This window comes from Acetobacter fabarum, assembly GCF_029069195.1.
In the GTDB taxonomy this organism is placed as follows: domain Bacteria; phylum Pseudomonadota; class Alphaproteobacteria; order Acetobacterales; family Acetobacteraceae; genus Acetobacter; species Acetobacter fabarum_A.
In genome coordinates this window covers 411,266-434,771 of sequence record NZ_JARDYK010000002.1, presented here as the reverse complement: position 1 = coordinate 434,771, position 23,506 = coordinate 411,266, and the positions used below count along the sequence as shown (strand labels likewise).

Below are 23,506 nucleotides of genomic sequence, written 5' to 3'. Positions count from 1 at the left end.
TGAGGAGATCGGGGGTTGGATAGGATCAGCCGGTAACAGGTGTGTCTGTATCCTGCCCGGCCTGCCTGCGCAGATCGTACAGTATATCCAGCGCGGCCCTTGGGGTCAGACTGTCCGGGTCAATCTCCATCAATCGTTTCTTTAACGTATTTTCGCATGGTGGGGGTAATGTCTTCTGTGTGTCAAAAAGCGGTAACGGTTCGGGTATGGTATTTTCAGCACGTTCAAGTTCACGCAGCAGCCGCCCTGCCCGTTCCACCACGCCTACGGGCACGCCAGCCAGCCGCGCCACATGCACACCCCAGCTTTTTTTTGCTGATCCTGCAAGCACTTCGTGCAAAAAAACGATCTGCCCGCGCCACTCACGCACCGCCATTGTATGCAGGCATAAACGGGGCAATGTATCGACCAGCCGCGAGAGTTCGTGGAAGTGGGTTGCAAAAATTGCACGACAGCGCACCGTTGAATGCAGGGCCTCCAGAACCGACCAGGCAATGGCCAGCCCGTCCAGTGTTGCTGTCCCCCGCCCGATTTCATCCACCACCACAAGCGAACGTGGGCCAGCCTGATTGAGAATGGCGGCTGTTTCGGTCATTTCCACCATAAAGGTGGAACGTCCGCGCGCCAGATCATCCGATGCGCCAACGCGGGAAAACAACTGGTCCACAACCCCAATCCGCGCGGAATCCGCGGCTACGGGAAAACCACCCTGCGCCAGAATGACCGCCAGTGCCGTCTGCCGCAAAAAGGTGGACTTACCAGCCATGTTCGGCCCGGTCAGCAGCATGACGCGCCGTTCGGGCGCGAGTACGCACCCATTGGGGGTAAAGCGCGCCCCCCGTGGCAGGGCCGCCTCCACCACCGGGTGGCGGCAGCCTTGCAGGTCGAAGGCGGTATCCTCACGCACTTCGGGCCTGCACCATGTTCCACCCGAAGCCAGTGCGGCGCAGGACTGCAACACGTCCAGCACCGCCAGTGCCTGCGCCAGTCCGGGCAGTTCCCGTTCGGCCAGTACCTTGGCGGTCAGCTCCGCAAAAACCTGCTTTTCGCGCTGGGCGGCTTTTTCCGCCGCCTCCGTAATGCGCACGTTCAGGCTGGCCAGTTCCTCTGTTGCAAAACGCGCCGTGCTGGCCGTACCCTGCCGCAGAATAAGGTCCGGATGATCCTTGAGCCGCGCACTGGCTCCCACCGGCACTTCCATTACGTAGCCAAGCTGGGCGTGGTGGCGGATTTTAAGGTTGGAAACCCCAAAGCGGGTTGCGTACTCCGCCTGCAAGGCGGCAATCAGGCGGCGTGAATGATCGCGTAGCGCGCGGTGTTCATCCAGTTCCGGGTCATAGCCTGCGGCAATGACCCCGCCATCATCCAGCCGGGCGGGCAGTTCCTCCGCCAAAGCCGTGTGCAGCTCAGCCTCCAGCGCGCGTGCGGCACCCAGCCAGCCCATGGCATGAGCCAGAATCGCAGGCAGGGCGGGGTCCCCTCCTTCCTGCCCAGCCAGAATACGGGCGGCTTCGCGCGCGGCATGCAGCCCATCGCGTATGCCCGCCAGATCACGCGGCAGCCCCCGCCCGAGCGAGAGCCTGCCCAGCGCACGGGCAATATCGGGCGCTTTTTTCAGCGCATCGCGCAGTGCCGCACAACGGGCCGCATGGTCCTTGAGCCACCACCAGCCTTCCTGCCGGGCCGCAATAGCGGCTACCTCCGTGAGCGGAGAGGCCAGCCATTCCGCCAGCATACGCGCCCCAGCAGCGCTGACCGTGCGGTTGATGGCCGTGAACAGGGTATGCTCCACCCCGCCATCCCGCGCACGCAGAATGTCCAGACTGGCGCGGGTTGCCGGGTCTATACCCATTACGCCATTCTGGCTTTGTGCAATGGGGTGCGCCAGCCGGGGCAGCTTGCCCGCCTGCGAGCGGCGCACATAGTCCACCGCCATGGCAGCGGCCACGCTCTCTTCGTCCGAAAACGTACCAAAGGCTTCAATACTCGCCACATCAAAAGCCGCAGCCAGACGCTGGCGGGCACTACCGGGGGCAGGTAACGTGACCTCGGGAGCGCGCCGCGCCCCGTAATCCCCCAGTTCCACGGCGGCGCTGGCCAGAATTTCCGCCGGGTCCAAACGCCCCAGCAGGGTCGGCAAGGCGCTGGCGGGCAGGCTTGCGGTTTCAAACAGGCCGGTGGACACGTCAATCCACGCAGCGCCAAGCGGGCCTGCTCCCTCCGCTGGCGCATCCTTGCGGCGTTTGCCTTTGTCCGCCCCCAAGGGGCAGACAAGTGCGAGCAGCAGGTTGGAACGCCCCGCCTCCAGCAGTTCATCCTCCGTGAGCGTCCCTGGCGTTACCACCCGCACAATGCCACGCGCCAGCGGCCCCTTGCTGGCCGGTCGCCCCTTGCTCGGCACTTCGGTCTGCTCGGCCACAGCAACCCGGAACCCCCGGCGGATCAGGCGGGACAGATAGGCCGGAGCCGCAGCCACCGGCACACCGCACATGGCAATTGGCTCACCCCCATGGCTGCCGCGGGCGGTCAGGGCAATATCCAGCGCTGCGGCGGCTGCCGTGGCGTCATCAAAGAACAGTTCGTAAAAATCGCCCATCCGGAAAAACAGAAGGGCTTCAGGATTTTCCGCCTTGAGCGTGAACCACTGCGCCATGGCTGGCGTAGCGCCATCGGGAGAGATACGTGTCATACCTGCATCATAAAGTTACAATTCGTGGGAGCAACCGCCCTGCTCTTTCCGCCCGGCCAACTGCTCACTTCCCCTTCGGGAGCGGACTGGCTGGATAATCCGGACCAAAGCGTACCACATACTGCGCTCCAGCACACCGGGGAAGTCGGCATTCACACCGGCAGGGAAGGATAGAGCCCCCGGCGCGAGCAAAAGGGATTCGGCCAGATCGGCATCCCGCGCCAGACAGGACAGCGCCCTCCCAGCCGGACCCTGCGGGGCGTCCTGATCCGTTTTTTCCGCTCACATGGCCTGCCTCTTTAAATTTTGCAGCCAAACCCGACCTGAAAAATGGATATGCCCGATCAGATACATTTTGTTTGCGGGCATGATGCTGTAGCATCCCCCCATGAACAAAGCCTATCTTTCCCTCGAGCGCCATTTTGCACGTCTTTCCTCTCTCAATGATGCCCTTGGCATTTTAGGGTGGGATAAGGAAGTCATGATGCCATCGGGCGCTGCCGAGCGCCGGGCGGACAATCTGGCCATGCTGGAAGGGCTGCGCCACGAAATCCTGACCGCTCCGGTTGTAGCGGACCTGCTGGCCGAAGCCGATGCGGGGGATGATCTCTGGCGCGCTGCCAATCTGGAGCAGATGCGCAGGCAGCACACACAGGCCACCGCCCTGCCGGGAGAACTGGTGGAAGCCAGCACGCAGGCCACCGCACGGTGCGAAATGGCATGGCGTACCGCGCGCGAGGAAAGCGACTTTAAAAGCCTGGAGCCGCATCTGGCGGAAGTCCTGCGCCTGACGCGTGAAACTGCCGTAGCCACAGGCGAGGCCATGGGGCTGACTGGGTACGACGCCCTGCTCGACAATTTTGACCCTGGCACACGGCAGGCGGATATTGACCCTGTTTTTACGTCTCTGGCCACGGAACTGCCCGAACTGATCGGCTCCGTACTTGAGCAGCAGGCCAGCCTGCCTGCCCTTCAGCCCCCCACAGGCCCTTTCCCCATTGCAAGGCAGGAAGCCCTTGGCCGCCGCCTGATGCAACACATGGGGTTTGACGTAACACGTGGCAGGCTGGACGTGAGCGCACACCCGTTCTGCGGTGGTGCAACACATGACGTACGCCTGACCACCCGCTATGCAGAGGCAGATTTTATTCCCGCCATGATGGGCATACTGCACGAAACAGGCCACGCCCTGTACGAAATGGGGCTCCCTGCCGAATGGGCCAGCCAGCCTGTTGGCCAGTCCGGCGGCATGACCTTGCATGAAAGCCAGTCCCTGCTGATGGAAATGCAGTTCTGCCGCTCCCTCACCTTTGCAAACTGGCTGGCTCCACAGGTTTGCAGCAGTTTTGGCGTAGCTGACGACACCCCCGGATGGGACGCAGCCAGCCTGCACCGGCATCTGACGCATGTTGAACCCGGCTTTATTCGTGTGGATGCGGACGAGGTCACATACCCCGCCCATATTCTGGTCCGCTATGAGCTTGAAAAAGCCCTGATCTCGGGCGATCTGGCTCTGGCCGATCTGCCCGGAGCCTTTAATGACCGCCTGCACGCCCTGCTGGGCCTGCGTGTACCAGATGACCGGCGCGGCTGTTTGCAAGATATTCACTGGCCTGCGGGGCTGTTCGGCTATTTTCCATGCTATGCGCTTGGCGCCATGACCGCAGCCCAGCTACGCAACGCCGCCTGCAAAGCCAACCCTGCCATTCTGCCCGCCATTGGTCAGGGGGACTTTGCTCCCCTGCTGGCATGGCTGCGCCAGAATGTTCATGGCCGCGCGCGCAGTGCCACCATGCCCCGGATTATACAGGACGCCACCGGAAAACCACTGGATACCACGGCCTACCTGACCCATATCCGCCGCCGCTACCTTGAGCGCGCGCCTGATGCATAAACTGCCACACCTGCTGCGTGGGGCGGAAACTCCTGCCCACGTTTTTATGCCTAAATCTCCACCAACCGGGTGCCCGCGCGCATGACTGTTCCTTTCCCCCGCTCTTATTCCCCCATTCGTCGCGCAGTTTTTGGCGTGCTGGCAGCATGGCTTGCACTTCCACTGGCCAGCGCCCCGGCATGGGCGTTGCATATGCCCAAGGTGGCGGAACTACCCGCCAGTGCGCTCCAGCCCTTCATGCAGTCCAGCAGCCAGATATGGGATGCGGTTCTCCCCCTGCCTGATGGACGCATGCTGCTGGAAGCCCCGGCATGGGTTGGCAATACCGGTCCGCAGCTTTTCGTGCGTGATACAGATGGGCAACTGGCCGCATGGCCTAATGCCGCATGGAACGCGCCTGAAGGGGATGCGCAGAGCCGATTTGTTGGCCTGGGCGGGCTGACCAGAACAGCAGATGGCCACATATGGGTGCTCGACAGCGGTGTGACAAACCGCAAAAATCGGCCTGTAGCCGCCCCTAAACTGGTGGAGATCGACCCCGGCACCAATACCGTATTCCGCACGGTGCCTGTACAGGCCAGCGCCCTGCGGCCGGGGAGTATTCTGTCGGGCATTGCCGTACATGGCACAACGGCTTACGTGCCCGATTCAGGCGTTGCGGGCCTGCTGGTCATTGATATTGCCACCGCCACCGCCAGGCGCTTTTTAGACCACCACCCGGACCTTATCGCCAGCCGTCCGATTGTAACGCCCACCGGCCCGGTACGGGACAACACAGGCCGTTACGCAGCCGTGGACGCCAGCATGATTGCGGTCAGCCCCGATGGCACATGGATTGTGCTACAGGCTCCGGGGCAATACCTCTCCCGCGTGTCCACCAGCATTTTTACCGACCCCGACATAACTCCCGCCGCGTTTGAGGAAAGCGTGACCCAGTGGTTCAAAACCCCATCGCTTGGTGGTATGGCCATTGATAATGACGGTACCCTTTACTGGTCCGACATCACAACATCGAGCATTCTCAGCTACACCACCGGGCGGGTGCCACGCAGGCTGATCACGGACCCACGCCTGCAATGGCCCACCACACCGGGGCTGGACGGCCACGGACACCTGTATGTTTCCGCCAGCCAGCTCAACCACAGCAAGGCTTTTGGCGCGCCTTCGGCCACCATTGCATGGCCGGTCACCATTTATGAGCTGACCCTGCCCACCACCCCTCCGCCGGGCTAGGCCAGCACTCCATGCCTTGAGGGATATGACTGCCCCCGGACCTCCAGATCACAAGTCTGGCAAGTCCAATCCTCTGACCGTTCAAGCGTCATCTTTTACCTCAAGGAATGAGTCCTGAGCGCAGGCACGACCGAAATTATCGTACAAGCCACTTCGCGGCATCCGTCATTCAGGGTATAAACGCCTTCATGCGCTACATTTCCACACGCGGGAATGCTCCCGTTCTTTCTTTTTCCGATGTCCTGCTGAGTGGCCTTGCCGAAGATGGCGGGCTGTATCTGCCGCAGACATGGCCCGAATTTACGTCAGCCGACTGGCAGGCCATGCGTGCCCTGCCCTACCCGGAGCTGGCCGCGCGTATTCTGTCCTGTTTTACCGGCTCCGATATTGACGAAGATACGCTCAAAGCCCTGTGCGCCAAGGCGTATGCCGGTTTTGACCACCCCGCCATTGTGCCGCTGACACAGGTGGAGGACGGGCTGTTCGTGCAGGAGCTGTTCCACGGCCCGACTCTTGCCTTCAAGGACATGGCCATGCAGGTGCTCGGCCAGCTTTTCGAACATGTTCTGACCCAGCGTAACGAGCACGTCACCATTGTCGGTGCCACTTCGGGAGATACGGGGTCCGCCGCCATCGAGGCCTGCAGGGGCCGCAAGCGCCTGTCCGTGATCATCCTGCACCCCAAGGGTCGCACATCGGAAGTGCAGCGCAGGCAGATGACCACCGTGCGCGAACCCAACGTGACCAATCTGGCAGTTGAAGGTACGTTTGATGATTGTCAGGACCTGGTAAAAAGCCTGTTCGCGGATATTCCCTTCCGCCGGGAAATGCACCTTTCTGCCGTCAACTCCATCAACTGGGCGCGTATTGCCGCACAAATCCCGTACTATGTGCATGCAGCCCTTGCTTTGGGCGCGCCGGAGCGTGAAGTCTCCTTTGCTGTACCCACAGGCAACTTCGGCAATATTCTGGCGGCATGGGCCGCACGCAGGATGGGCCTGCCCATTCGCCAGCTTTGCGTTGGCTCCAACCGTAACGATATTCTCACCCGCTTCCTCAACACCAATGACATGACTATCAAAGGGGTGGTGCCCAGCCTCTCCCCCTCCATGGACATTCAGGTTTCCTCCAACTTTGAACGCCTGCTGTTTGAACTGCTCGGGCGCGATGCACAGGCCTGTGCCCGCATCATGACCGGTTTCCGCAGCACGGGTCATATGGACGTACCGCCAGAAGTCTGGAAGAACGCCCGCACCCTGTTCTCAGGTCTGGCGCTGGATGATGCCCAGACCGAGGCCGAAATCCGCACCCTGCATCAGCGATCCAGCTATATGGCCGACCCGCACTCGGCCATTGGCATTGCCGCTGGCCGCCGCTTCCGCCAGCCGGGTATTCCCATGGTGGCAGAGGCCACGGCCCACCCGGCCAAATTCCCCGATGCCATGGTCGCCGCCACGGGTATTCACCCCGCGCTCCCTGTACATCTGGCGGACCTGTTCGAGCGTGAAGAGCGTTACCGCACGGTCCCCGCGACCGAAGGCGCAATCAAGGATGCGGTCCGCGCGGCGGTCCTTTCCAACGCTGGCTAGTAAAACACCCTCCCCTATTGCAGGGCTGTCCACGCGGCAGCCCTGCTGTTTTTCAGGACAAGAATGACAGACCCCATCCAGCTCACCCGCCTGCCCTCCGGCCTGACCGTTGTAACCGAACGCATGGACCGTGTGGAAACCGTTTCCTTCGGAGCCTATATTTCCGCTGGCACCCGGAACGAAACCGCGGCGGAAAATGGCGTATCCCATTTTCTGGAACACATGGCCTTCAAAGGCACCACCAGCCGCTCTGCCCTGCGCATTGCCGAAGAAATTGAAAACGTGGGCGGGCACATCAATGCCTACACTGCCCGTGAGCAGACAGTTTTTTACGTCAAGCTCCTCAAGGAAAACCTTGGGCTGGGGATCGACATTATTGGCGATATTCTTACCCACTCCACATTCGATGCAGCCGAGCTTGAGCGCGAACGCGGCGTGATCTTGCAAGAAATCGGTCAGGCGAACGACACGCCGGATGACGTTGTTTTTGACCATTTTCAGGAAACCGCCTTTCCCGGTCAGCCCATGGGGCGCCCCATTCTGGGTACGGAGGCGCTGATCAAAGGCATGCAGCGCGATACGCTCACATCGTATATGCGCACGCACTACAACCCATCGAACATGATCGTAGCCGCTGCTGGCAACCTGGAACATCAGGCCGTCGTTGCGCAGGTAGAGCAGCATTTTGCCCACCTGCCCACCACACAAGCGCCAGCCATGGAAGCCGCACACTACGCCGGGGGCGAGTTCCGCCAGATCAAGGAGCTGGATCAGGCGCATATCGTGCTTGGCTTCCCCTCCACCGGGTACGATGACCCTGACTATTACGCCGCCCTACTCCTTTCCACCTTGCTTGGTGGAGGCATGTCCTCACGTCTTTTTCAGGAAATCCGGGAAAAGCGCGGACTGGTGTATTCGGTCTATTCCTTTAATGCCCCGTTTGAAGGGGGCGGCGTGTTTGGCATTTACGCTGGCACGGGGGAAAAGGAATGTGCCGAACTTATTCCCGTTACGCTGGAAGAACTCCGCAAGGTCCAGTTGAGTGTCAGCATGGACGAACTGGTGCGCGCACGCGCACAGCTCAAATCCTCCCTGCTCATGTCGCTTGAAAGCACAGGCAGCCGGTGTGAACAGATTGCACGGCAACTTCAGGTTTTCGGCCGCATCATTCCCACGCACGAAACGGTTGCCAAGATCGAGGCCGTCACGCGTGAGGATATCTGCCGTGCAGCAGCCCGCATTTTTGCAGGAACACCAACACTTGCAGCCCTTGGCCCCATCGGCCACATTCCTTCCCTGCAAAGCATCAAGGAGACACTGGCAGCATGACGCAACAGCCCCTCGACCTTATTGCCGATCTGGTTAAGCTTGCCCGCACCAGTGGGGCCGATGTCGCCGATGCCGTTTTTGTCAGCAGTACCGCCGTAGGCGCTGGTGTGCGCAACGGTGTGACAGAGGAACTGGAACGCTCGGAAACGACCGATCTGGGGTTGAGGGTTTTTGTTGGCAACAAAAACGCCATTGTCTCCACCACAACTCCGGACCGGGCCAGATTTGGCGCACTGGTCGAGCAGGCTCTGGCCATGGCCCGCGTCCTCCCCGACGACCAGTACGCCGGTCTGGCACCAGACGCCATGCAAGGCATATTCCGGACCAATACTCTGGAACTGGCGGACCCCGCCGAGCCCGATACAGCCGCCCTGCTCGCACGCGCCCGGACGGGGGAAGAAGCCGCTCTGGCCATAAACGGCGTGACCAACAGCGCGGGCAGCAGTGCATCATGGGGGCGCACCGACATTACTCTGGCAACTTCCGCCGGATTTGCAGGCACTTACAGCCGCACCAGCCATTCCAACTCAGTCTGTGTTCTGGCAGGAACGGGGGATGGCATGCAGCGCGATTACGACTACCATGGCACGGTCTGGCTGCATGACCTGAAGAACGCAGCAGAACTTGGCCACAATGCCGGGCAAAAAGCGGTTGCGCGCCTGAACCCGAGCCGCCCCAGAACAGGACGCTACCCTGTTGTGTTCGACCCACGGGTTTCTGGCAGTTTTCTGGGGCATTTTGTGGGTGCCATTACAGGCACCGCCATTGCCCGCGGCACATCCTTCCTTAAAGACAAGATGGGACAGGCCATTTTTGCCAGTACGGTTGGCATTACCGATGACCCGACCCGTATAAAGGGCCTGCGCTCCCGCCCATTTGATGGAGAAGGCATGGCGGTGGCCCCCCTCTCACTCATACAGGGCGGCGTTTTGCAAACCTGGGTGCTGGACAGTCGCAGCGCACGCCAGCTTGGTCTGCAAAGCAATGCACGCGCGGCCCGTGGCACGGCAAGCCCGCCCGGTCCTTCGGCGAGCAACCTGTTTTTTGAACCCGGCGCTCTTTCCCCCTCCGCCTTGATGGCCGATATCCGTGAAGGGCTGTACATTACGGAAATGATGGGCTCCTCCATTAACGGCCTGACCGGGGATTACAGCCGTGGTGCCTCGGGCTTTATGATCCGTGATGGCCAGATAGCCGAACCCGTGGCGGGCTTTACCCTTGCGGGAAATCTGCTGGAAATTTTTGCTTCCATCACATTAGCCGATGATCTGGTATTCCGTTTTGGCACTGATGCCCCCACATTACGTACGGATGTCCTGAATACTGCCGGGGCATAACTGTTAGCCGGAGACCAAAAACCAGTGAAATCACGTCTGCTGCGATCGGCCCTTCATGCATTGCTGGCTGCCAGCCTGCTGGCCGGACCATTGGCCATACAGGCCGAGGCACGGCCCGGTCAGGGTGGATCCATGGGAAGCCGTGGTAGCCGTACATGGAGCGCTCCCCCTGTTACGCGCACAACGCCTTACAGCACGGCTCCAATGGACCGTTCCATCACGCCACCCACCGCGCCAGCTCCCGGCTATGGCGCGCCACAGATGGGTGCGCCCTTTGCCCGTCCCATGGGCTACCCTAACCGCCACCCGTTCCTGACCGGTCTGGCAGGTGGATTTTTGGGAGCCGGACTGTTTGGCATGCTGAGCGGCCATGGTTTTATGGGCGGTATGCACGGCTTCTTCAGCTTTCTGGGGCTCCTGGTCCAGATCGGACTGGTAGTCATGCTTGTCATGTGGCTGATCCGCCGCTTTGGAGGTACCAGACCGGGGGCTAACGGGTCCGGCATGTCTCCACCCCGCGGTAGTATGCCCGGTGCGGTTCCTGCCTCCCCGACGCCATCCACAGGGGGCGCACCCGTGCAGATTTCCACGGCCGATTACCAGTCCTTCCAGCAGACGCTGATGGATATCCAGAGTGCATGGAACCAGCAGAACATTCCGGCCATGCAGCAGATGGCCACGCCGGAAATGGTCTCCTACTTCAACGAGCAACTGTCGACTCTGGCCAGTCAGGGCGCGCGCAACGTTGTCTCGGATGTGCGCTTCCTTCAGGGCGATCTGGCCGAAGCATGGCGTGAGAACAACATGGACTACGCAAGTGTCGCCATGCGTTACAGCCTGATCGACCTGACAACAAACGCCACCGGTCAGGTGATTGATGGCAGTTCCACCACGCCTGTAACCATTACCGAAGTCTGGACATTTGTCCGTCCTTCCCGTGGGGGGCGCTGGCTGCTTTCAGCTATTCAGCAGGCCCGCTAAACTGCACCCCAGTCTTGTGAACTACGGAAAACCCCGCCTTCCAACGGAATGGCGGGGTTTTTGTATGCGCTGACAGCAAAAAGCAACCGGGAAGCCCTCATACCGGGCACCACATTACGGGTGGAACAATGTCAGCCCGAACATAATGCCAGCCAGAACAAGCATGAATACAAGCATGCCGCGTACCCGCTGGCTTTGCCGCTTTTGCCGCTCAAGCTGTTCCGGGCTCCGCTCTATTGGAAGAGTGGTCATACTGAGTGCATCCATATCTGGAAGAAGTGGTCACCAAGAAGACCGCAGAACAGAAAAAACAGATAAGCCAGAGAAAACCGGAACGAGACCCGTGCAGCCTTGTCGCCCTTCTGGCTGACACCATTTTTATCCTGCGGCTCCATAAGCACACGCACGGCACATGCGACAAAACCAAGCCCCAGCACCACGGCCGTAACCGTGTAGATCATCCCGCTCTCACCGACAAAAGACGGGATAAGGGAGACGGCAAGCAAAACCAGTGTGTAGAAGAATATCTGCCACCGCGTATGGCGCATACCACGCACGACTGGCAGCATGGGAATACCCGCACGCCCGTAATCCTTACAGGCATAAAGTGCCAGAGACCAGAAATGCGGCGGAGTCCAGAAGAACACAATACCGAACATAACCACTGGCATAAGCGCCATATGGCCCGTACTGGCAGCCCAGCCGATCATGGGGGGAAACGCGCCAGCAGCACCACCGATAACAATATTCTGTGGCGTAGAGCGCTTGAGCCACATGGTGTAAATGACGGAGTAGAAGAAAATGGAAAACGCCAGGATAGCGGCAGCCAGCGTGTTGGTTGCAATCCACATAAGACAGACCGACAGGCAGGAAAGGCCAACCCCGTAAGCCAGAGCCTCGTTCTGGGGAATACGCCCCGCGGGTACCGGCCGTGTAATGGTCCGCTGCATGACCGCATCAATATCCCGGTCATACCACATGTTAATGGCCCCGGCAGCGCCAGAAGCCAGACAGATACAGAATATGGTTACCAGCCCAACAAGCGGATCAAGGTGTCCTGGCGCCATGAACATGCCCGCAGCACCCGTAAACACAACAAGCGAAATAACCCGGGGCTTGAGCAAAGCCAGCCAGTCGCGTGCCTGCGTGCCCACCTGCTCCGTTTTAAACCGTGGCCGTCTGGCCTGTGACCCGGAAAGACTGGCTTCGCTCACAGGGCTGGCCCTCCGGCAGTACCGACTGCCACACCTGCATGACCGGAAACCACGGGAATATCACGCTGGAAGCTGATAACTGCTGCCAGCACAAATACCAGTGCCGCCACGCCAAACAGAGCACAACCCAGCACCTGCATGCCAGAAACAAACAGACAGAGCGTTGCCGCCGCCGTTAGCACAAAATGCAGGCGAGCCAGTTTTTGTGGGTACCAGAACCCGCAAGCCTCGCCACGCCAGAGGTAAAAACCACCGCAAACGGCATAAAGAGCACCAAGCTGTAACGCAGAGTGCAAACCTGTACCCTGCACAAGCTGGACGACCCAGCCACCCGCCACAACTGCCAGAAAACCCATGCCCCACAGCAATGACGTCCGCAACGAAACCCGCGTCCTCCAGGTACCTGCAAGCCACAGACCGGCAAGGCACACGGCGGAAAGGGAGCATAGCGCCAGCAGGCTATTGCCAACCATCTGTGCCGTCTGGCTATCTACTCCATGCGCCAGACTGCTTTTAGCCCATGTCACAACACCCGAAGCAGCGGTAGCAGCCATAATATAGGCAACAGGACGTGTTTTAACGTGCCCGATGCGACCTGCCATTTCAAACACGATCCCGAACCCGGCCAGCAGCACAATCAACCCGATAGGGGCAGAAAAATATTCAGCACCGATCACAGGGTTGGTCGCAGGCCACAGCCATGTCCGCAGCATAGAAGCCGCAAAAACCGGCACGCTCAGCAGCAGCACGGCAGCAGACAGCATTTCCCCCCATACGAAGGGGGAAAAAGAGGTTTGTTCCAGACTATCCGCACAGCTGTCAAAAATGGTGCTCAACAGCACCATGGCGGACATGAGCGCACCCAGAGACCACAGGATATGGGCAATCCGCGCATCGGCCAGAGTGCAGGTCAGCACTGCGGCCACGGCAAACACACCAACGGCTGCCAGATTGAGACGCCCCAGCAGCATCCCCCGCCGCCCAAGAGCACGAGGTAACCAGAGTGTACCAAAACCGCTGACCAAAGCGGGGACAACAACATACAGGAGCATCAGGGCCGGATGGGCCTGTGCAACTCTGCTCCACAGCCCGGTTGCGGGCAGCATGCCCAGACCCGCCAGAACGGAAACGCCCCCCCCGACAAGAGCGGCAGAAGCAGCGAGCAGCAGATAGGCTGTTCCGGCCGCGGCATCCTGCCGTTGGCTGGCGGTTTTATCCACCGGAGCCGAATGCTGGTGAGACAGGCTGTGAGCCGAGATCATGCTCCATGTTCCATATTCTGTGCAGGCCCGTAATGGAGAATGGTGAACCCGCTAGACAAAAAACGACCATATTCTAGTGTTTTATGGCACAAAAGCGCTCTGCCAAGCCACGCATGTCTAGCGCCCCAGCCAAAACTGGAACGCACATGTTTATTAACCCGACAGATTTTCCAGTGTAACCAGCGTAAAAAGGCCAAAAGGCCGCACTGGCTGAATAGTAGCCCGCTCGATGTCTTCCTTCGGGAGGAGCGATTCCATCGCAAAATCAGGGTGCCAGCCCAGCGAGTGGGATGCGCGCGCCATGGCGTGTTCCACTGCGCCACGGATCCCGCCGGGGGCCAGAAAATGATTGATGAACAGAATATGGCCACCCGGACGCACAACACGCTTGAGTTCGCACAGCAGCTTGCGCGGGTGCGGCACAACGGATGCGACAAACATGGCGACTGCTGCATCAAACGAATTATCCTCGAACGTGGTGTCCTCGGCATCCATTTCCAGCAGGGCGTTCACATTGCTCAGATTATCGCGTTTAACACGCTCACGCGCCTTGGCCAGCATATCGGTCGAAAGGTCAATACCGGTAATGGCCTTGGTGCGGTTGTAATGCGGGAGCGCCAGCCCGGTCCCCACCCCCACTTCCAGTACATCCCTGCCTGGCAGGGCATTGATCGTGTCAACCGCCTTAAGGCGACCAAAACGCGAAATACCGCCGAATCCCAGATCATAGACATTGGCCCAACGCCGATAGGCCTGCTTGACGGCCTCCGCATCAAGCGCAGAACGTGAGGGAGGGGGTACGGGGCTTTCCCCTCCGCTGGAGGGGTATTCTTGGAGAACGTCACTCATGTTCTCTCTCTGCCCGCTGGCGGACATTTCTTCAAGAGCCACTATACTCTCTTCCTTCCTGCTTGCGGCACACACCACAAAAGTACCCTTGTGTGGCAGCCCGGCATGATACCGCCCAACAGGGTCTGACTGCTTTTATTGGACAGACAACTTACGTTCAATACAATCCCATATGCTGGCGGCACCATTTATGCCATCGAACCGTTCCAGCTCCTGCAAACCGGTGGGAGATGTCACATTGATTTCCGTCAGATACTGCCCAATAACATCAATGCCCACAAAAATCAGGCCATGTTCTTTAAGAAACGGTCCGATTGCTTCACAAATCTCGCGATCACGCGTGGTCAGCTCGACTTTGCAGGCCACCCCCCCCACATGCATGTTGGAGCGATGGTCATCCCCCGAAGGTACGCGGTTGATCGCGCCAACAGGCTGGCCATCCACCAGAATAATGCGTTTGTCCCCAGCAATGACGGCGGGTTCATAACGCTGGACCATGAGAGGTTCGCGCGAGCGGGCAAAATGCATTTCCAGCAGGGCGTTCAGGTTCTGGTCATCCGCTTTAATCCGGAACACGCCACTTCCGCCGTTACCAAACAGTGGTTTGACAATAATATCCTTCCATTTGGCGCGGAATGCCCGAATCTGCTCGATATCCCAGGTTACAAGTGTTGGCGGCATAAGCTGGGGGAAATGCGTAACCAGCAGTTTTTCCGGGCTGTCACGCACCCAGCGCGGATCATTGACCACCAGAGCGCGGTCGGGACCAACGCCGTGAATGTGATCCAGCATATGCGTGGCGGTAATATAAGCCATGTCAAACGGTGGATCCTGACGCATGAGCACCACATCCATCGTGCGCAGCGAGCGGCGCCCGGCATCACCGAATGTGGCATGCCGCCCCTTTTCCCGCCGGACGGTTACCGGGCGCAGCAGGGCTGTCACATCGGTACGGGTTGCGCCACGCGCTTCCTGCACGCCTTCATCCAGAGCCATGGACCCCACTTCATACACAAACAGGCTATGACCGCGTGCCTGTGCTTCGAGCATCAGGGCAAAGGTTGAATCCCCATCAATATTAACATGCTCAAGTGGGTCCATCTGGACCGCCACAAGCCGTGGAGAGGCCATAAACTCGGGTTCCTGTTTCTGCTGGCAAAGCGACTGCCTGCCATCCTGCCTTTTTTCACATCAACACGCAAACTTCGCCCGCTAGCGCGCGCCGCCAGAAAGCAGGGCTGCATCCTGCATCATTCCTGGCTTTGCACAGCGCAGCCGGACATGGAAGATGGAATACGTGTCTGCCACAACACCCCGGCGCGCGCGCACCTGTTCTGGCAACACGCCCAGCACCTCAAAAAACCGGGGGTCCGGTGGCCCCTGTCGCCGGTGACTAAAAACAAGATAGGCCTGCGCACCACAGGCAGGCCGGGGGAGCGCAAACAATGCCCAGCGCGGTTCAACCCCTGCAACAACACGCTCTGGCGCATAAAATGCCAGTTCGGACGCCAGAGCATACTCATCCGCAACAAGTGGAAAACCCTGCGGCACCTGCGCAGATACGGAACGGGCAAAAGCTGGCCACCCCCCAATCTGCCGCAAGGTTACATCCAGATGAGGGGACAGGCGGAGCGGCATAAACGCCGCCTGCACACATACGCCCCCCGTAAGCCCCAGCCCCAGAAAACCTGCTGCCTTCCACCACGGCCAGCACACCCACGCAGCCGCAAGAGCCATGGCGGGGTACAGCATTACAGGCCAGTTGGCCTGCACCCGCGCACCCAGCGCATGCTGCACAAACACAGCCACAGGCAGCACGATCATACACAACAGCAATACGGCAAAACCATCCCGTTTCTGCCAGAGCCGCCAGACACCGGCAGCAAAAAACAGAAAAATCAGAGGGCTTGCCAGCCCGACCTGCCCCCCCAGCAACTCGCCCACAAAGCCAAGGGCGCGCACGGGGTTCCAGTCTCCCAGCCGCCCGCCCTGCTTGAAAAAGCTGACCCAGCCATGCCCGGCATTCCACCAGACCACCGGAATGATACAGACAACCGCCACACAGGCCGCCCCAAACGGCCAGGGCGTACGCAGCCACTCCCGGCCCTGCCTGGTCACAAACAGCCACACAACAAGCCCGCCCGACGGGAGCAGCATGGTATATTTACTCTCAAACCCCAGCCCTGCTGCCAGCCCTACAACCAGCCACATCCAGCGCTGCTGCCCCACACAGGCATGCACCAGCCCCCAGAGCATCAGTGCTACAAACAGGAGCAGAGGCGTATCCGGGGTCATGACCAGAGTGCCCAAGCCGATGCCCAAAGTGCCGTTCAGCAAAACACCCGCACGAATGGCCCCAATGCGGGCCTGTTCCGGCGCAAGCTGCGTGCGTAACCAGCAAGACGCAGCCTGAACAACCAGCACCGTACCCAAACAGGCAGAAAGTGGCCCCATAAGGCGCACACCCAAAGGGGTATCCCCTGCAAGGAACATCCCCACACGCGCCCAAACGGCGACCATGGGGGGGTGGTCCAGATATCCACCCGCAGGGGCTAGCGCCCAGATGCGGTAATAAGCTTCATCCGGCGCAAGCGGGATGTACGCAGCCAGCACAAGGCGTATTACGGTAACAAGGCCCAGCCCCCATACCCAGTACCCGTATTGTGCCAGACGATCGCGCAATATTACCGGGTTCTCCAGACAATTGTGGAGGACATGGCGTAATTCCAGATCACGGCCAGCACGGCCCCAGCCAGACTGGCTTCGTTCACCCTGTAGCTTTGCGCATACATCAGATGCGCCACACCCACATCAGCCACGGCCCCGACGGAACAGACCAGCATAAACAGGATCAGCCCCCATACGCAGCGTCGACCATGCAGACGCCGGTCCCGGTAGGTGAAATTATTATCCAGCGAAAAATTCACAACCATGGCCGCAATGGTGCCAACGGCCTGCGCGGTGGAAAAATGTACCCCGCACAGCCAGACCAGATGCATAATCCCCAGATTGGTAACTATACCCGCCAGCCCCACAGCGCAGAAAGCGACAAAGCGCAAAGGCACCAACCCGTGCGACACTTTTTCTATCAGAAGGGCGGCAAACTGGAGCATGACCACGGCATCCAGCTTGCTCTCCCCCGCCACACGGGGCTTGAAGCCGCAATCTATCTCACGCACTCTGAGCGGCTTTTTAGATGAAAGCAGCAGATCAAGCAGAATTTTAAATCCTGCCCCCGACAGATGCGGCGCAATGGCTACAAAAGTCTCCCTGCGCAAGGCAAAAAAGCCGCTCATAGGGTCTGTCAGCCTTACCGGCAAAAACCGCTGCGCCAGCCATATGCCGCTATCCGACAAGGTATGCCGCCATGCATTGGCAAGCCCCGCATTGCTACCACCTTCAACATGGCGGCTGCCAACGGCAATATCACATGTGCTGGTGGCTACGGCGTCTATCAGAGGTATCAGACGACTTTCATCATGCTGCAGATCACCATCCATGACAGCCACAACCTGCGCTGAGGAGGACAGAACCCCTTCTATAACCGCAGAGGAAAGACCCCGCCGACCAATCCGGCAGATGCCTCGCACATAGCTTTTGCGCCTTGCCTGCGCGCATATTGTTTCCGTTGTACCATCGGGTGAATTGTCATCGACAAAAATGACTTCCCAGCGACGGCCCGCCATAACGGATTCCAGCAGGGCGACAAGGGGTGCCACGTTAGCGGATTCATTATAACACGGAATAATAATGCTGATTTGGGGACCACCTGTCATATCGCCTTCGGGCGTATCTGTGACTGGCATTACTCCGCTACTCCTTCCCGGGGGCCGGGCAATGGCACTCCCTTACGCTCCAGACTGGTCCGGATGGTCTGCAATGTCTGCACCCGAATAACGTGTGCGGCTTCGGTCAGCTGCCGGGTCAATGCGTTCTCGTGTGCTGCGTCACGCGCGATCAGACGAACCAGAAAATCCCCCCCGCCGCGAATCATGTGACACTCACGCACTTCGGGCCATTCGGCAAGCTGGCGCTCAAAGGCAGAAAGCACGGTCTCTTTCTGGCTATCCAGGCCGATCAGCGCAAAAAAAGTGATCGGCCAGCCAAGTGCTGCGGCATCCGGCTGGGCATGATAGCCACGGATAATGCCCTCCTCCTCCAGCCGCCGGACGCGGCGAAGGCAAGGAGGGGCGGAAATACCAACACGCCGCGCCAGTTCGACATTGGTCATGCGACCGTCATCCTGCAATTCGGCTACGATACGAAGATCAACAGTGTCCAGATCCGTCACCTTATCCGACCTAATCCTGTGCAAGATGCCACGCTCATGAAGAATGGGGAGTATATGCCACGCTCCCCGCCATGCCGCAAACTGATCCCTCAACACTTGCTCAACACCAAGTCAGCCGTCATATCCTTTTATCCAATCACATTCTGGACCATGCTTGCGCGGCGCAATTGCACCCGCATTTCTTGCTTTGGGGAACTCTTCTGGCATGACTGAGACCATCACAACCGACCTGCTTGTTATTGGCGCAGGCCCCGCAGGCTACACGGCGGCCATTTACGCCGCCCGCGCCAATCTCTCCCCCGTTCTGGTGGCGGGGCTGCAACCCGGCGGACAACTGACCATTACAACGGATGTGGAAAACTACCCCGGTTTCGCAAAGGCCGTGCAGGGGCCGTGGCTGATGGAGCAGATGGCCGAACAGGCCCTTAATGTTGGCACCCGCATTGAATACGACATTATTACACAGGTGGACTTCAGCACGGGTTCCCCCTTCCGTCTGGTTGGGGATTCCGGCACGGTCTATCATGCCAGAGCCGTTATTGTCGCAACAGGCGCACAGGCACGCTGGCTTGGCCTGCCGAGCGAAAAACGCCTGCAGGGTGGTGGCGTTTCCGCCTGCGCCACATGCGATGGATTTTTCTACCGGGGCAAAAAGGTTGCTGTGGTTGGTGGTGGCAATACCGCAGTGGAAGAAGCCCTGTACCTGACCCACCATGCAGCCCACGTTACCCTGATCCACCGCCGCGACTCCCTGCGGGCTGAAAAAATTCTTCAGGACCGGCTGTTCAGTCACCCCAAGATTTCGGTCATCTGGGAGAGTGAGGTGGAGGATATTCTATCCGCCGGAGCACCGGAGGTCGTCTGCGCTGTACGCCTGCGCAATCTTAAGGACCAGAGTGAAACCACGCTCGAAACCGACGGGCTGTTCATTGCCATTGGCCATGCCCCCACCACCGGAATTTTCAAGGGCCAACTCGCACTCGATACCGAAGGGTATATTCAGACCACACCCGGAACGACCCGCACATCCGTCCCCGGCGTGTTTGCTGCCGGAGATGTGCAGGACAAGATATACCGTCAGGCAGTTACGGCCGCAGGCACAGGCTGCATGGCAGCGCTGGATGCAGAACGGTATTTGGCAGAATTGCCCAAACCGTGACGCTGCCCATACCTTGACCACATGCGGTAATTACTGCACGTAGTAGCTTTGAAAGCATGGCATTGTGCTTTTGTAATTTCAGTCAATTGAGCAGGAGGCGTGCGTGGACTGGGACAAACTCCGGGTTTTCCATGCCGTAGCGGAAGCCGGTTCCTTTACCCACGCGGGGGATGTGCTTAACCTAAGCCAGTCTGCCGTATCCAGACAGATTTCTGCTCTGGAAGATGTTCTTCAGGTACCCCTATTCCATCGCCATGCGCGTGGATTGATCCTGACTGAGCAAGGGGAAACCTTGCATAAAACAGTACGGGAGGTGTTCTCCAAACTGGAGATGACACAGACCCTGCTGACGGAAAGCAAGGAAAAAGCCGCAGGTCGCCTACGGGTTACAACCACAACAGGCTTTGGCAACTGCTGGCTTATGCCACGACTCCATAAATTCATGGAAGCCAACCCTGAAATTGATATCTGCCTTATTCTGGAAGATAACGATCTGGATCTGGGCATGCGCGAAGCAGATGTGGCCGTACGGATGCACGCGCCGCGCCAGCCGGACCTGATCCAGAGGCATCTGGCGGACTTCAGCCTGCCGATTTTTGCTGCGTCGCAGTATATTGAACGCCATGGCACGCCTTCCTGCCTGGAAGACATCAAGAACCATCAACTGGTTCTGTTTGGCGAACACCACCCCCCTGTTACCCACATTAACTGGCTGGCAGAGGCCGGGCAGATGAGCAGCCACGCACGTCCCGCGCGGCTGGAGGTCAACAGCATGGCCGCCATGGCCTCGGCCATAGCCGCAGGACTGGGCCTTGGCTCCATTCCGTCTTACGCTGCAAGCAAGTTTCCTGATCTGGTACAGATTCTGCCAGAAATCACGACCCCAACGGTTGATGCCTATTTTGTCTATCCCGAGGAATTGCGCAGCTCCAAACGCGTTGCCGTATTCCGCGACTTTCTGATGAGTGAACTCGGCATACGTTAAAGCTGAATGCACGACTTTTAAAAATCCCGGCTTTTCCTGAACACGAAAGGCCGGTTTTTTTATTTTAAAATCAATAATGTTTATTGAAGCACCACAGATATTCCAAAAATGCAGTCCTTCTTTGTGAGGGGAAAATATTAAATAGCTGGAGCACCACTTTTTTACCGTCCACCCACCCTGAAAATACTCTCCTTATCAAAAATATTATAATATATTCAAGCAAACTTCATGAAAAACCAAGACAATCATCAGAACATGAACACGCCGTGGAGGCTCTCTGCCCATCTGTATAATCATTGAGTATTATTAAACAAAATATTACGAATAATTTATGCAAATTCCCTTAAATACTGAAAAAATCAACCGACCATTCCAACATTATATACCATTGTGGACTTATTTTTGCTTTTTTGTATATTAGCAGTTCACAAAGATTAAATAATTGACTATGGTTCTTATTATTCACACTGAATTTTTAATTAGGCCTGTCATGAGTGAGATCCAGAACTATTCGCCTCTCCTAGATCTTGTAGCCGAGATCGTGTCTGCACACGTCTCCAACAACCAGACGGACCCTGCTGTCATTCCGGTTTTGATCAAGGATGTTTTTCAGGCTCTCAAAACGGCTGACCTGCCGCAGAGCGAACCGGAAAAACTACAGCCAGCAGTACCCGTCAAACGATCGGTCTTCCCCGACTATATCGTTTGCCTTGAAGACGGCAAAAAACTGAAGATGCTCAAGCGTCATCTTCAGAGCGCATATGGTATGTCCCCCGAGCAGTACCGTGAACGCTGGAACCTGCCTGCGGACTACCCCATGGTTGCCCCCAACTATGCGGAACGCCGCTCCACTCTGGCGCGGGAAATCGGCCTTGGCCGCAAGATCCATGCAGCCGGGGATGAAGATGATACGTCTGGCCGTGCAAAACGCGCCAAAAAAACAACGACCGCCTAAGACTAGGCACATATGCCACGGCGGTCAGGCCCTATGCCTGACCGTCATGCATTTTTATCTTGACGCTTAGCCATAGAGAACGGAATGTTTGCATCTGTCTGGCACAGATCAGGTCAGACCTTACTTCTCTACCCTAATCGGCAGGGGGCTTAATGACGCGGTCTGAACTTATTGCCATTCTCATAGAGAAAAACCCGCACCTGCAGCTTAGAGAGGCGACGCTGCTGGTGAATACGGTTTTTGGTGGCATTACAAGTAGTCTGGCAGCAGGTAACCGCGTTGAACTCCGCGGATTTGGTGCTTTTTCTGTCAAGGAAAGAGAGCCACGTCTGGGCCGCAACCCCAAAACCGGGGAACAGGTCAAGGTCAGCAAAAAGCTGGTGCCTTTTTTCAAAACAGGCAAAGAGCTTCATCAGCGCCTTAATAAGGCCGATGCAGGCTAACTGCCTTTTTTTATGCCTGTTCTTGCATCATTACGTTGCGCCACGTAGCAGGCAGCCAGACGCAGATCCTCTACAAACTGAGCATATTCACGCTGTTTACTGTCCTCATCACGCAACCGTAGCAGATAGGACGGATGAACCGTTACCAAACCCTGTGTCTGACCTTCCAGAAGGAACAGGCGTGAACGGGTGCGCGAGATTGTAACCGGTTTTTGCAAAACACTCTGCGCAGCCGTGGCGCCCAGCATCACCAGTAACGCTGGCTGGACAAGCCGACGCTCTGCATTCAGCCACACATGGCAGGCAGCCACATGCTCCGTCTCCGGCTTGTGGTGCAGGCGGCGGGTACCGTTCCATGTGAAGTGGAAATGTTTGACCGCATTGGTCACATAAATCTGATCACGATGTAACCCGGCATCCTGCAAGGCGCGATCCAGGAGTTGGCCCGCAGGCCCCACAAAGGGCCGCCCCTGAAGATCTTCCTGATCCCCCGGCTGTTCCCCCACCAACATAATGGCGGCATGCTCCGGCCCTTCACCAAAAACCGTACGAGATGCGGGTTGCCACAGTGCGCAAGCCCTGCAGTCCATCGCACGGGCTGCCAGCAGAGCAAGGGTAGGAGCTGTGTCCACATCTTTACGCTGTGGGGGCAGAACACTCAGACCATATCCCCGCCAGATGCCCGTGCCATCTGCCTGCCACTGCACGGATGCGTCATCAGTTACCGTATCTGTTCCTTCAGCAAAACGTACACCACCAGCCCACTCCATCCGCCGATAAGGCGTTACAACCCGCCATGAGCGGACATTCCGCTCGATGCAGTAATGGGAACTGGCTTCCAGAATATAATGCTCTGGCACGTCATGCAGGACGTCCCCTACACCTTGCACGGTAAACGCCGAAAAAACCTCCCTAAAGCGCAGCGTATCTACTCTGACGGCAGCCACACTCTGCCGGAGCCACAAGAGGTCAGGGTCAGACGTATCCGTCAATGCCAGCCCGGCATGCGCCATGCGGTACACAATGCGGTAGAGTATTTGAAACCTGTCAGGATCATGCGCTTGCAATGCCTGCGCCAGCACGCCCACAAACCGGCGGGAAAGGTTCAGACCAGACGGAGCTGTTGGCAGATTTTGCGCAGCGTTGGCAGACCATGCAGCCTCCTGCCCTATGTCTGCCACCCGCCAGAATATGGATTCCGGCAACGTGCCAGCAAGCACAAAATGGCGGCTTGCCTTACGCCATGTTGCAAAATCGACCTGATGCGCAAGAACAACCTCTGGCATGCGCCGCTCC

The 23,506-nt window shown here is 58.4% G+C and carries 20 protein-coding genes; 10 read left to right on the top strand and 10 right to left on the bottom strand.

Annotated elements, in window-relative coordinates:
* Positions 1 to 25 precede the first annotated feature (25 nt).
* Complete coding sequence (mutS, locus tag PY793_RS05280; RefSeq protein WP_275177042.1) at positions 26 to 2,689, bottom strand: DNA mismatch repair protein MutS; 2,664 nt, start codon at positions 2,687 to 2,689, stop codon at positions 26 to 28.
* Positions 2,690 to 3,077: 388 nt separating this feature from the next.
* On the opposite strand from mutS, the gene PY793_RS05275 reads away from it, so the two are divergent.
* The 6 genes from PY793_RS05275 to PY793_RS05250 all read left to right on the top strand — a co-directional run bounded on the left by PY793_RS05275 (position 3,078) and on the right by PY793_RS05250 (position 11,052).
* Positions 3,078 to 4,583 carry a carboxypeptidase M32 gene (locus PY793_RS05275; RefSeq protein WP_275177041.1) on the top strand — a complete coding sequence of 502 codons (1,506 nt, stop codon included), beginning with the start codon at positions 3,078 to 3,080 and terminating at the stop codon, positions 4,581 to 4,583.
* 81 nt (positions 4,584 to 4,664) lie between these two features.
* A complete protein-coding gene (locus PY793_RS05270) occupies positions 4,665 to 5,816 on the top strand; it encodes an L-dopachrome tautomerase-related protein (protein WP_275177040.1) in 1,152 nt (383 codons plus the stop codon).
* A 188-nt stretch (positions 5,817 to 6,004) separates the two neighbouring features.
* A complete protein-coding gene (thrC, locus tag PY793_RS05265; RefSeq protein WP_275177039.1) occupies positions 6,005 to 7,405 on the top strand; it encodes a threonine synthase in 1,401 nt (466 codons plus the stop codon).
* Between the two features lie 63 nt (positions 7,406 to 7,468).
* Positions 7,469 to 8,734: a M16 family metallopeptidase gene (locus PY793_RS05260; RefSeq protein ID WP_275177038.1), complete on the top strand. Its 1,266-nt coding sequence runs from the start codon at positions 7,469 to 7,471 to the stop codon at positions 8,732 to 8,734.
* Positions 8,731 to 10,071: a TldD/PmbA family protein gene (locus PY793_RS05255; RefSeq protein WP_275177037.1), complete on the top strand. Its 1,341-nt coding sequence runs from the start codon at positions 8,731 to 8,733 to the stop codon at positions 10,069 to 10,071. The genes PY793_RS05260 and PY793_RS05255 overlap by 4 nt, the downstream gene beginning before the upstream one ends.
* Positions 10,072 to 10,095: 24 nt before the next feature.
* Positions 10,096 to 11,052 (top strand): Tim44 domain-containing protein, encoded by a 957-nt coding sequence (locus PY793_RS05250; protein WP_275177035.1) that lies wholly within the window; start codon positions 10,096 to 10,098, stop codon positions 11,050 to 11,052.
* 114 nt (positions 11,053 to 11,166) lie between these two features.
* Here the strand turns inward: PY793_RS05250 and PY793_RS05245 are convergent, their stop codons facing one another.
* The 8 genes from PY793_RS05245 to PY793_RS05210 all read right to left on the bottom strand — a co-directional run bounded on the left by PY793_RS05245 (position 11,167) and on the right by PY793_RS05210 (position 18,668).
* The gene (locus PY793_RS05245) at positions 11,167 to 11,304 is read right to left on the bottom strand and encodes a hypothetical protein (protein WP_275177034.1); all 138 of its coding nucleotides are present in this window, start codon (positions 11,302 to 11,304) and stop codon (positions 11,167 to 11,169) included.
* Positions 11,301 to 12,266 carry a heme o synthase gene (locus PY793_RS05240; protein ID WP_275177033.1) on the bottom strand — a complete coding sequence of 322 codons (966 nt, stop codon included), beginning with the start codon at positions 12,264 to 12,266 and terminating at the stop codon, positions 11,301 to 11,303. Before PY793_RS05240 ends, PY793_RS05245 begins: the two co-directional genes overlap by 4 nt.
* On the bottom strand, positions 12,263 to 13,528 hold the full coding sequence (locus PY793_RS05235) for a cbb3-type cytochrome c oxidase subunit I (protein ID WP_275177032.1): 1,266 nt from the start codon (positions 13,526 to 13,528) through the stop codon (positions 12,263 to 12,265). The genes PY793_RS05240 and PY793_RS05235 overlap by 4 nt, the downstream gene beginning before the upstream one ends.
* Positions 13,529 to 13,681: 153 nt before the next feature.
* Positions 13,682 to 14,377, bottom strand: coding sequence for a class I SAM-dependent methyltransferase (locus tag PY793_RS05230; protein ID WP_408744665.1), 696 nt, complete (start codon positions 14,375 to 14,377; stop codon positions 13,682 to 13,684).
* 135 nt (positions 14,378 to 14,512) lie between these two features.
* On the bottom strand, positions 14,513 to 15,508 hold the full coding sequence (gshB, locus tag PY793_RS05225) for a glutathione synthase (RefSeq protein WP_275177031.1): 996 nt from the start codon (positions 15,506 to 15,508) through the stop codon (positions 14,513 to 14,515).
* 81 nt (positions 15,509 to 15,589) lie between these two features.
* Complete coding sequence (locus PY793_RS05220) at positions 15,590 to 17,059, bottom strand: ArnT family glycosyltransferase (protein ID WP_275177030.1); 1,470 nt, start codon at positions 17,057 to 17,059, stop codon at positions 15,590 to 15,592.
* A 2-nt stretch (positions 17,060 to 17,061) separates the two neighbouring features.
* On the bottom strand, positions 17,062 to 18,183 hold the full coding sequence (locus tag PY793_RS05215) for a glycosyltransferase family 2 protein (protein ID WP_275177029.1): 1,122 nt from the start codon (positions 18,181 to 18,183) through the stop codon (positions 17,062 to 17,064).
* Positions 18,183 to 18,668 carry an Lrp/AsnC family transcriptional regulator gene (locus PY793_RS05210; RefSeq protein WP_275177028.1) on the bottom strand — a complete coding sequence of 162 codons (486 nt, stop codon included), beginning with the start codon at positions 18,666 to 18,668 and terminating at the stop codon, positions 18,183 to 18,185. The genes PY793_RS05215 and PY793_RS05210 overlap by 1 nt, the downstream gene beginning before the upstream one ends.
* 205 nt (positions 18,669 to 18,873) lie before the next feature.
* Between PY793_RS05210 and trxB the strand changes: the two genes are divergently transcribed.
* From trxB to PY793_RS05190, 4 genes are all read left to right on the top strand, one after another.
* Positions 18,874 to 19,827, top strand: a complete 954-nt coding sequence (gene trxB, locus PY793_RS05205; RefSeq protein WP_275177027.1) for a thioredoxin-disulfide reductase — start codon at positions 18,874 to 18,876, stop codon at positions 19,825 to 19,827.
* A gap of 103 nt (positions 19,828 to 19,930) precedes the next feature.
* Positions 19,931 to 20,812 (top strand): LysR family transcriptional regulator, encoded by an 882-nt coding sequence (locus PY793_RS05200; protein ID WP_275177026.1) that lies wholly within the window; start codon positions 19,931 to 19,933, stop codon positions 20,810 to 20,812.
* Between the two features lie 490 nt (positions 20,813 to 21,302).
* The gene (locus PY793_RS05195) at positions 21,303 to 21,767 is read left to right on the top strand and encodes a Ros/MucR family transcriptional regulator (RefSeq protein ID WP_275177025.1); all 465 of its coding nucleotides are present in this window, start codon (positions 21,303 to 21,305) and stop codon (positions 21,765 to 21,767) included.
* Between the two features lie 152 nt (positions 21,768 to 21,919).
* Positions 21,920 to 22,210 carry an integration host factor subunit beta gene (locus PY793_RS05190; RefSeq protein ID WP_086645467.1) on the top strand — a complete coding sequence of 97 codons (291 nt, stop codon included), beginning with the start codon at positions 21,920 to 21,922 and terminating at the stop codon, positions 22,208 to 22,210.
* Here PY793_RS05190 and PY793_RS05185 read toward each other — a convergent pair.
* Positions 22,207 to 23,496 carry a UdgX family uracil-DNA binding protein gene (locus tag PY793_RS05185; protein WP_275177024.1) on the bottom strand — a complete coding sequence of 430 codons (1,290 nt, stop codon included), beginning with the start codon at positions 23,494 to 23,496 and terminating at the stop codon, positions 22,207 to 22,209. The genes PY793_RS05190 and PY793_RS05185 overlap by 4 nt on opposite strands.
* Positions 23,497 to 23,506: the final 10 nt, after the last annotated feature.

Coding starts and splice junctions, on each gene's coding strand:
- mutS (WP_275177042.1), bottom strand. CDS start 2,689: ATGACACGTATCTCTCCCGATGGCGCTACGCCAGCCATGGCGCAGTGG.
- PY793_RS05275 (WP_275177041.1), top strand. CDS start 3,078: ATGAACAAAGCCTATCTTTCCCTCGAGCGCCATTTTGCACGTCTTTCC.
- PY793_RS05270 (WP_275177040.1), top strand. CDS start 4,665: ATGACTGTTCCTTTCCCCCGCTCTTATTCCCCCATTCGTCGCGCAGTT.
- thrC (WP_275177039.1), top strand. CDS start 6,005: ATGCGCTACATTTCCACACGCGGGAATGCTCCCGTTCTTTCTTTTTCC.
- PY793_RS05260 (WP_275177038.1), top strand. CDS start 7,469: ATGACAGACCCCATCCAGCTCACCCGCCTGCCCTCCGGCCTGACCGTT.
- PY793_RS05255 (WP_275177037.1), top strand. CDS start 8,731: ATGACGCAACAGCCCCTCGACCTTATTGCCGATCTGGTTAAGCTTGCC.
- PY793_RS05245 (WP_275177034.1), bottom strand. CDS start 11,304: ATGACCACTCTTCCAATAGAGCGGAGCCCGGAACAGCTTGAGCGGCAA.
- PY793_RS05235 (WP_275177032.1), bottom strand. CDS start 13,528: ATGATCTCGGCTCACAGCCTGTCTCACCAGCATTCGGCTCCGGTGGAT.
- PY793_RS05230 (WP_408744665.1), bottom strand. CDS start 14,377: ATGAGTGACGTTCTCCAAGAATACCCCTCCAGCGGAGGGGAAAGCCCC.
- gshB (WP_275177031.1), bottom strand. CDS start 15,508: ATGGCCTCTCCACGGCTTGTGGCGGTCCAGATGGACCCACTTGAGCAT.
- PY793_RS05215 (WP_275177029.1), bottom strand. CDS start 18,183: ATGCCAGTCACAGATACGCCCGAAGGCGATATGACAGGTGGTCCCCAA.
- trxB (WP_275177027.1), top strand. CDS start 18,874: ATGACTGAGACCATCACAACCGACCTGCTTGTTATTGGCGCAGGCCCC.
- PY793_RS05195 (WP_275177025.1), top strand. CDS start 21,303: ATGAGTGAGATCCAGAACTATTCGCCTCTCCTAGATCTTGTAGCCGAG.
- PY793_RS05190 (WP_086645467.1), top strand. CDS start 21,920: ATGACGCGGTCTGAACTTATTGCCATTCTCATAGAGAAAAACCCGCAC.
- PY793_RS05185 (WP_275177024.1), bottom strand. CDS start 23,496: ATGCCAGAGGTTGTTCTTGCGCATCAGGTCGATTTTGCAACATGGCGT.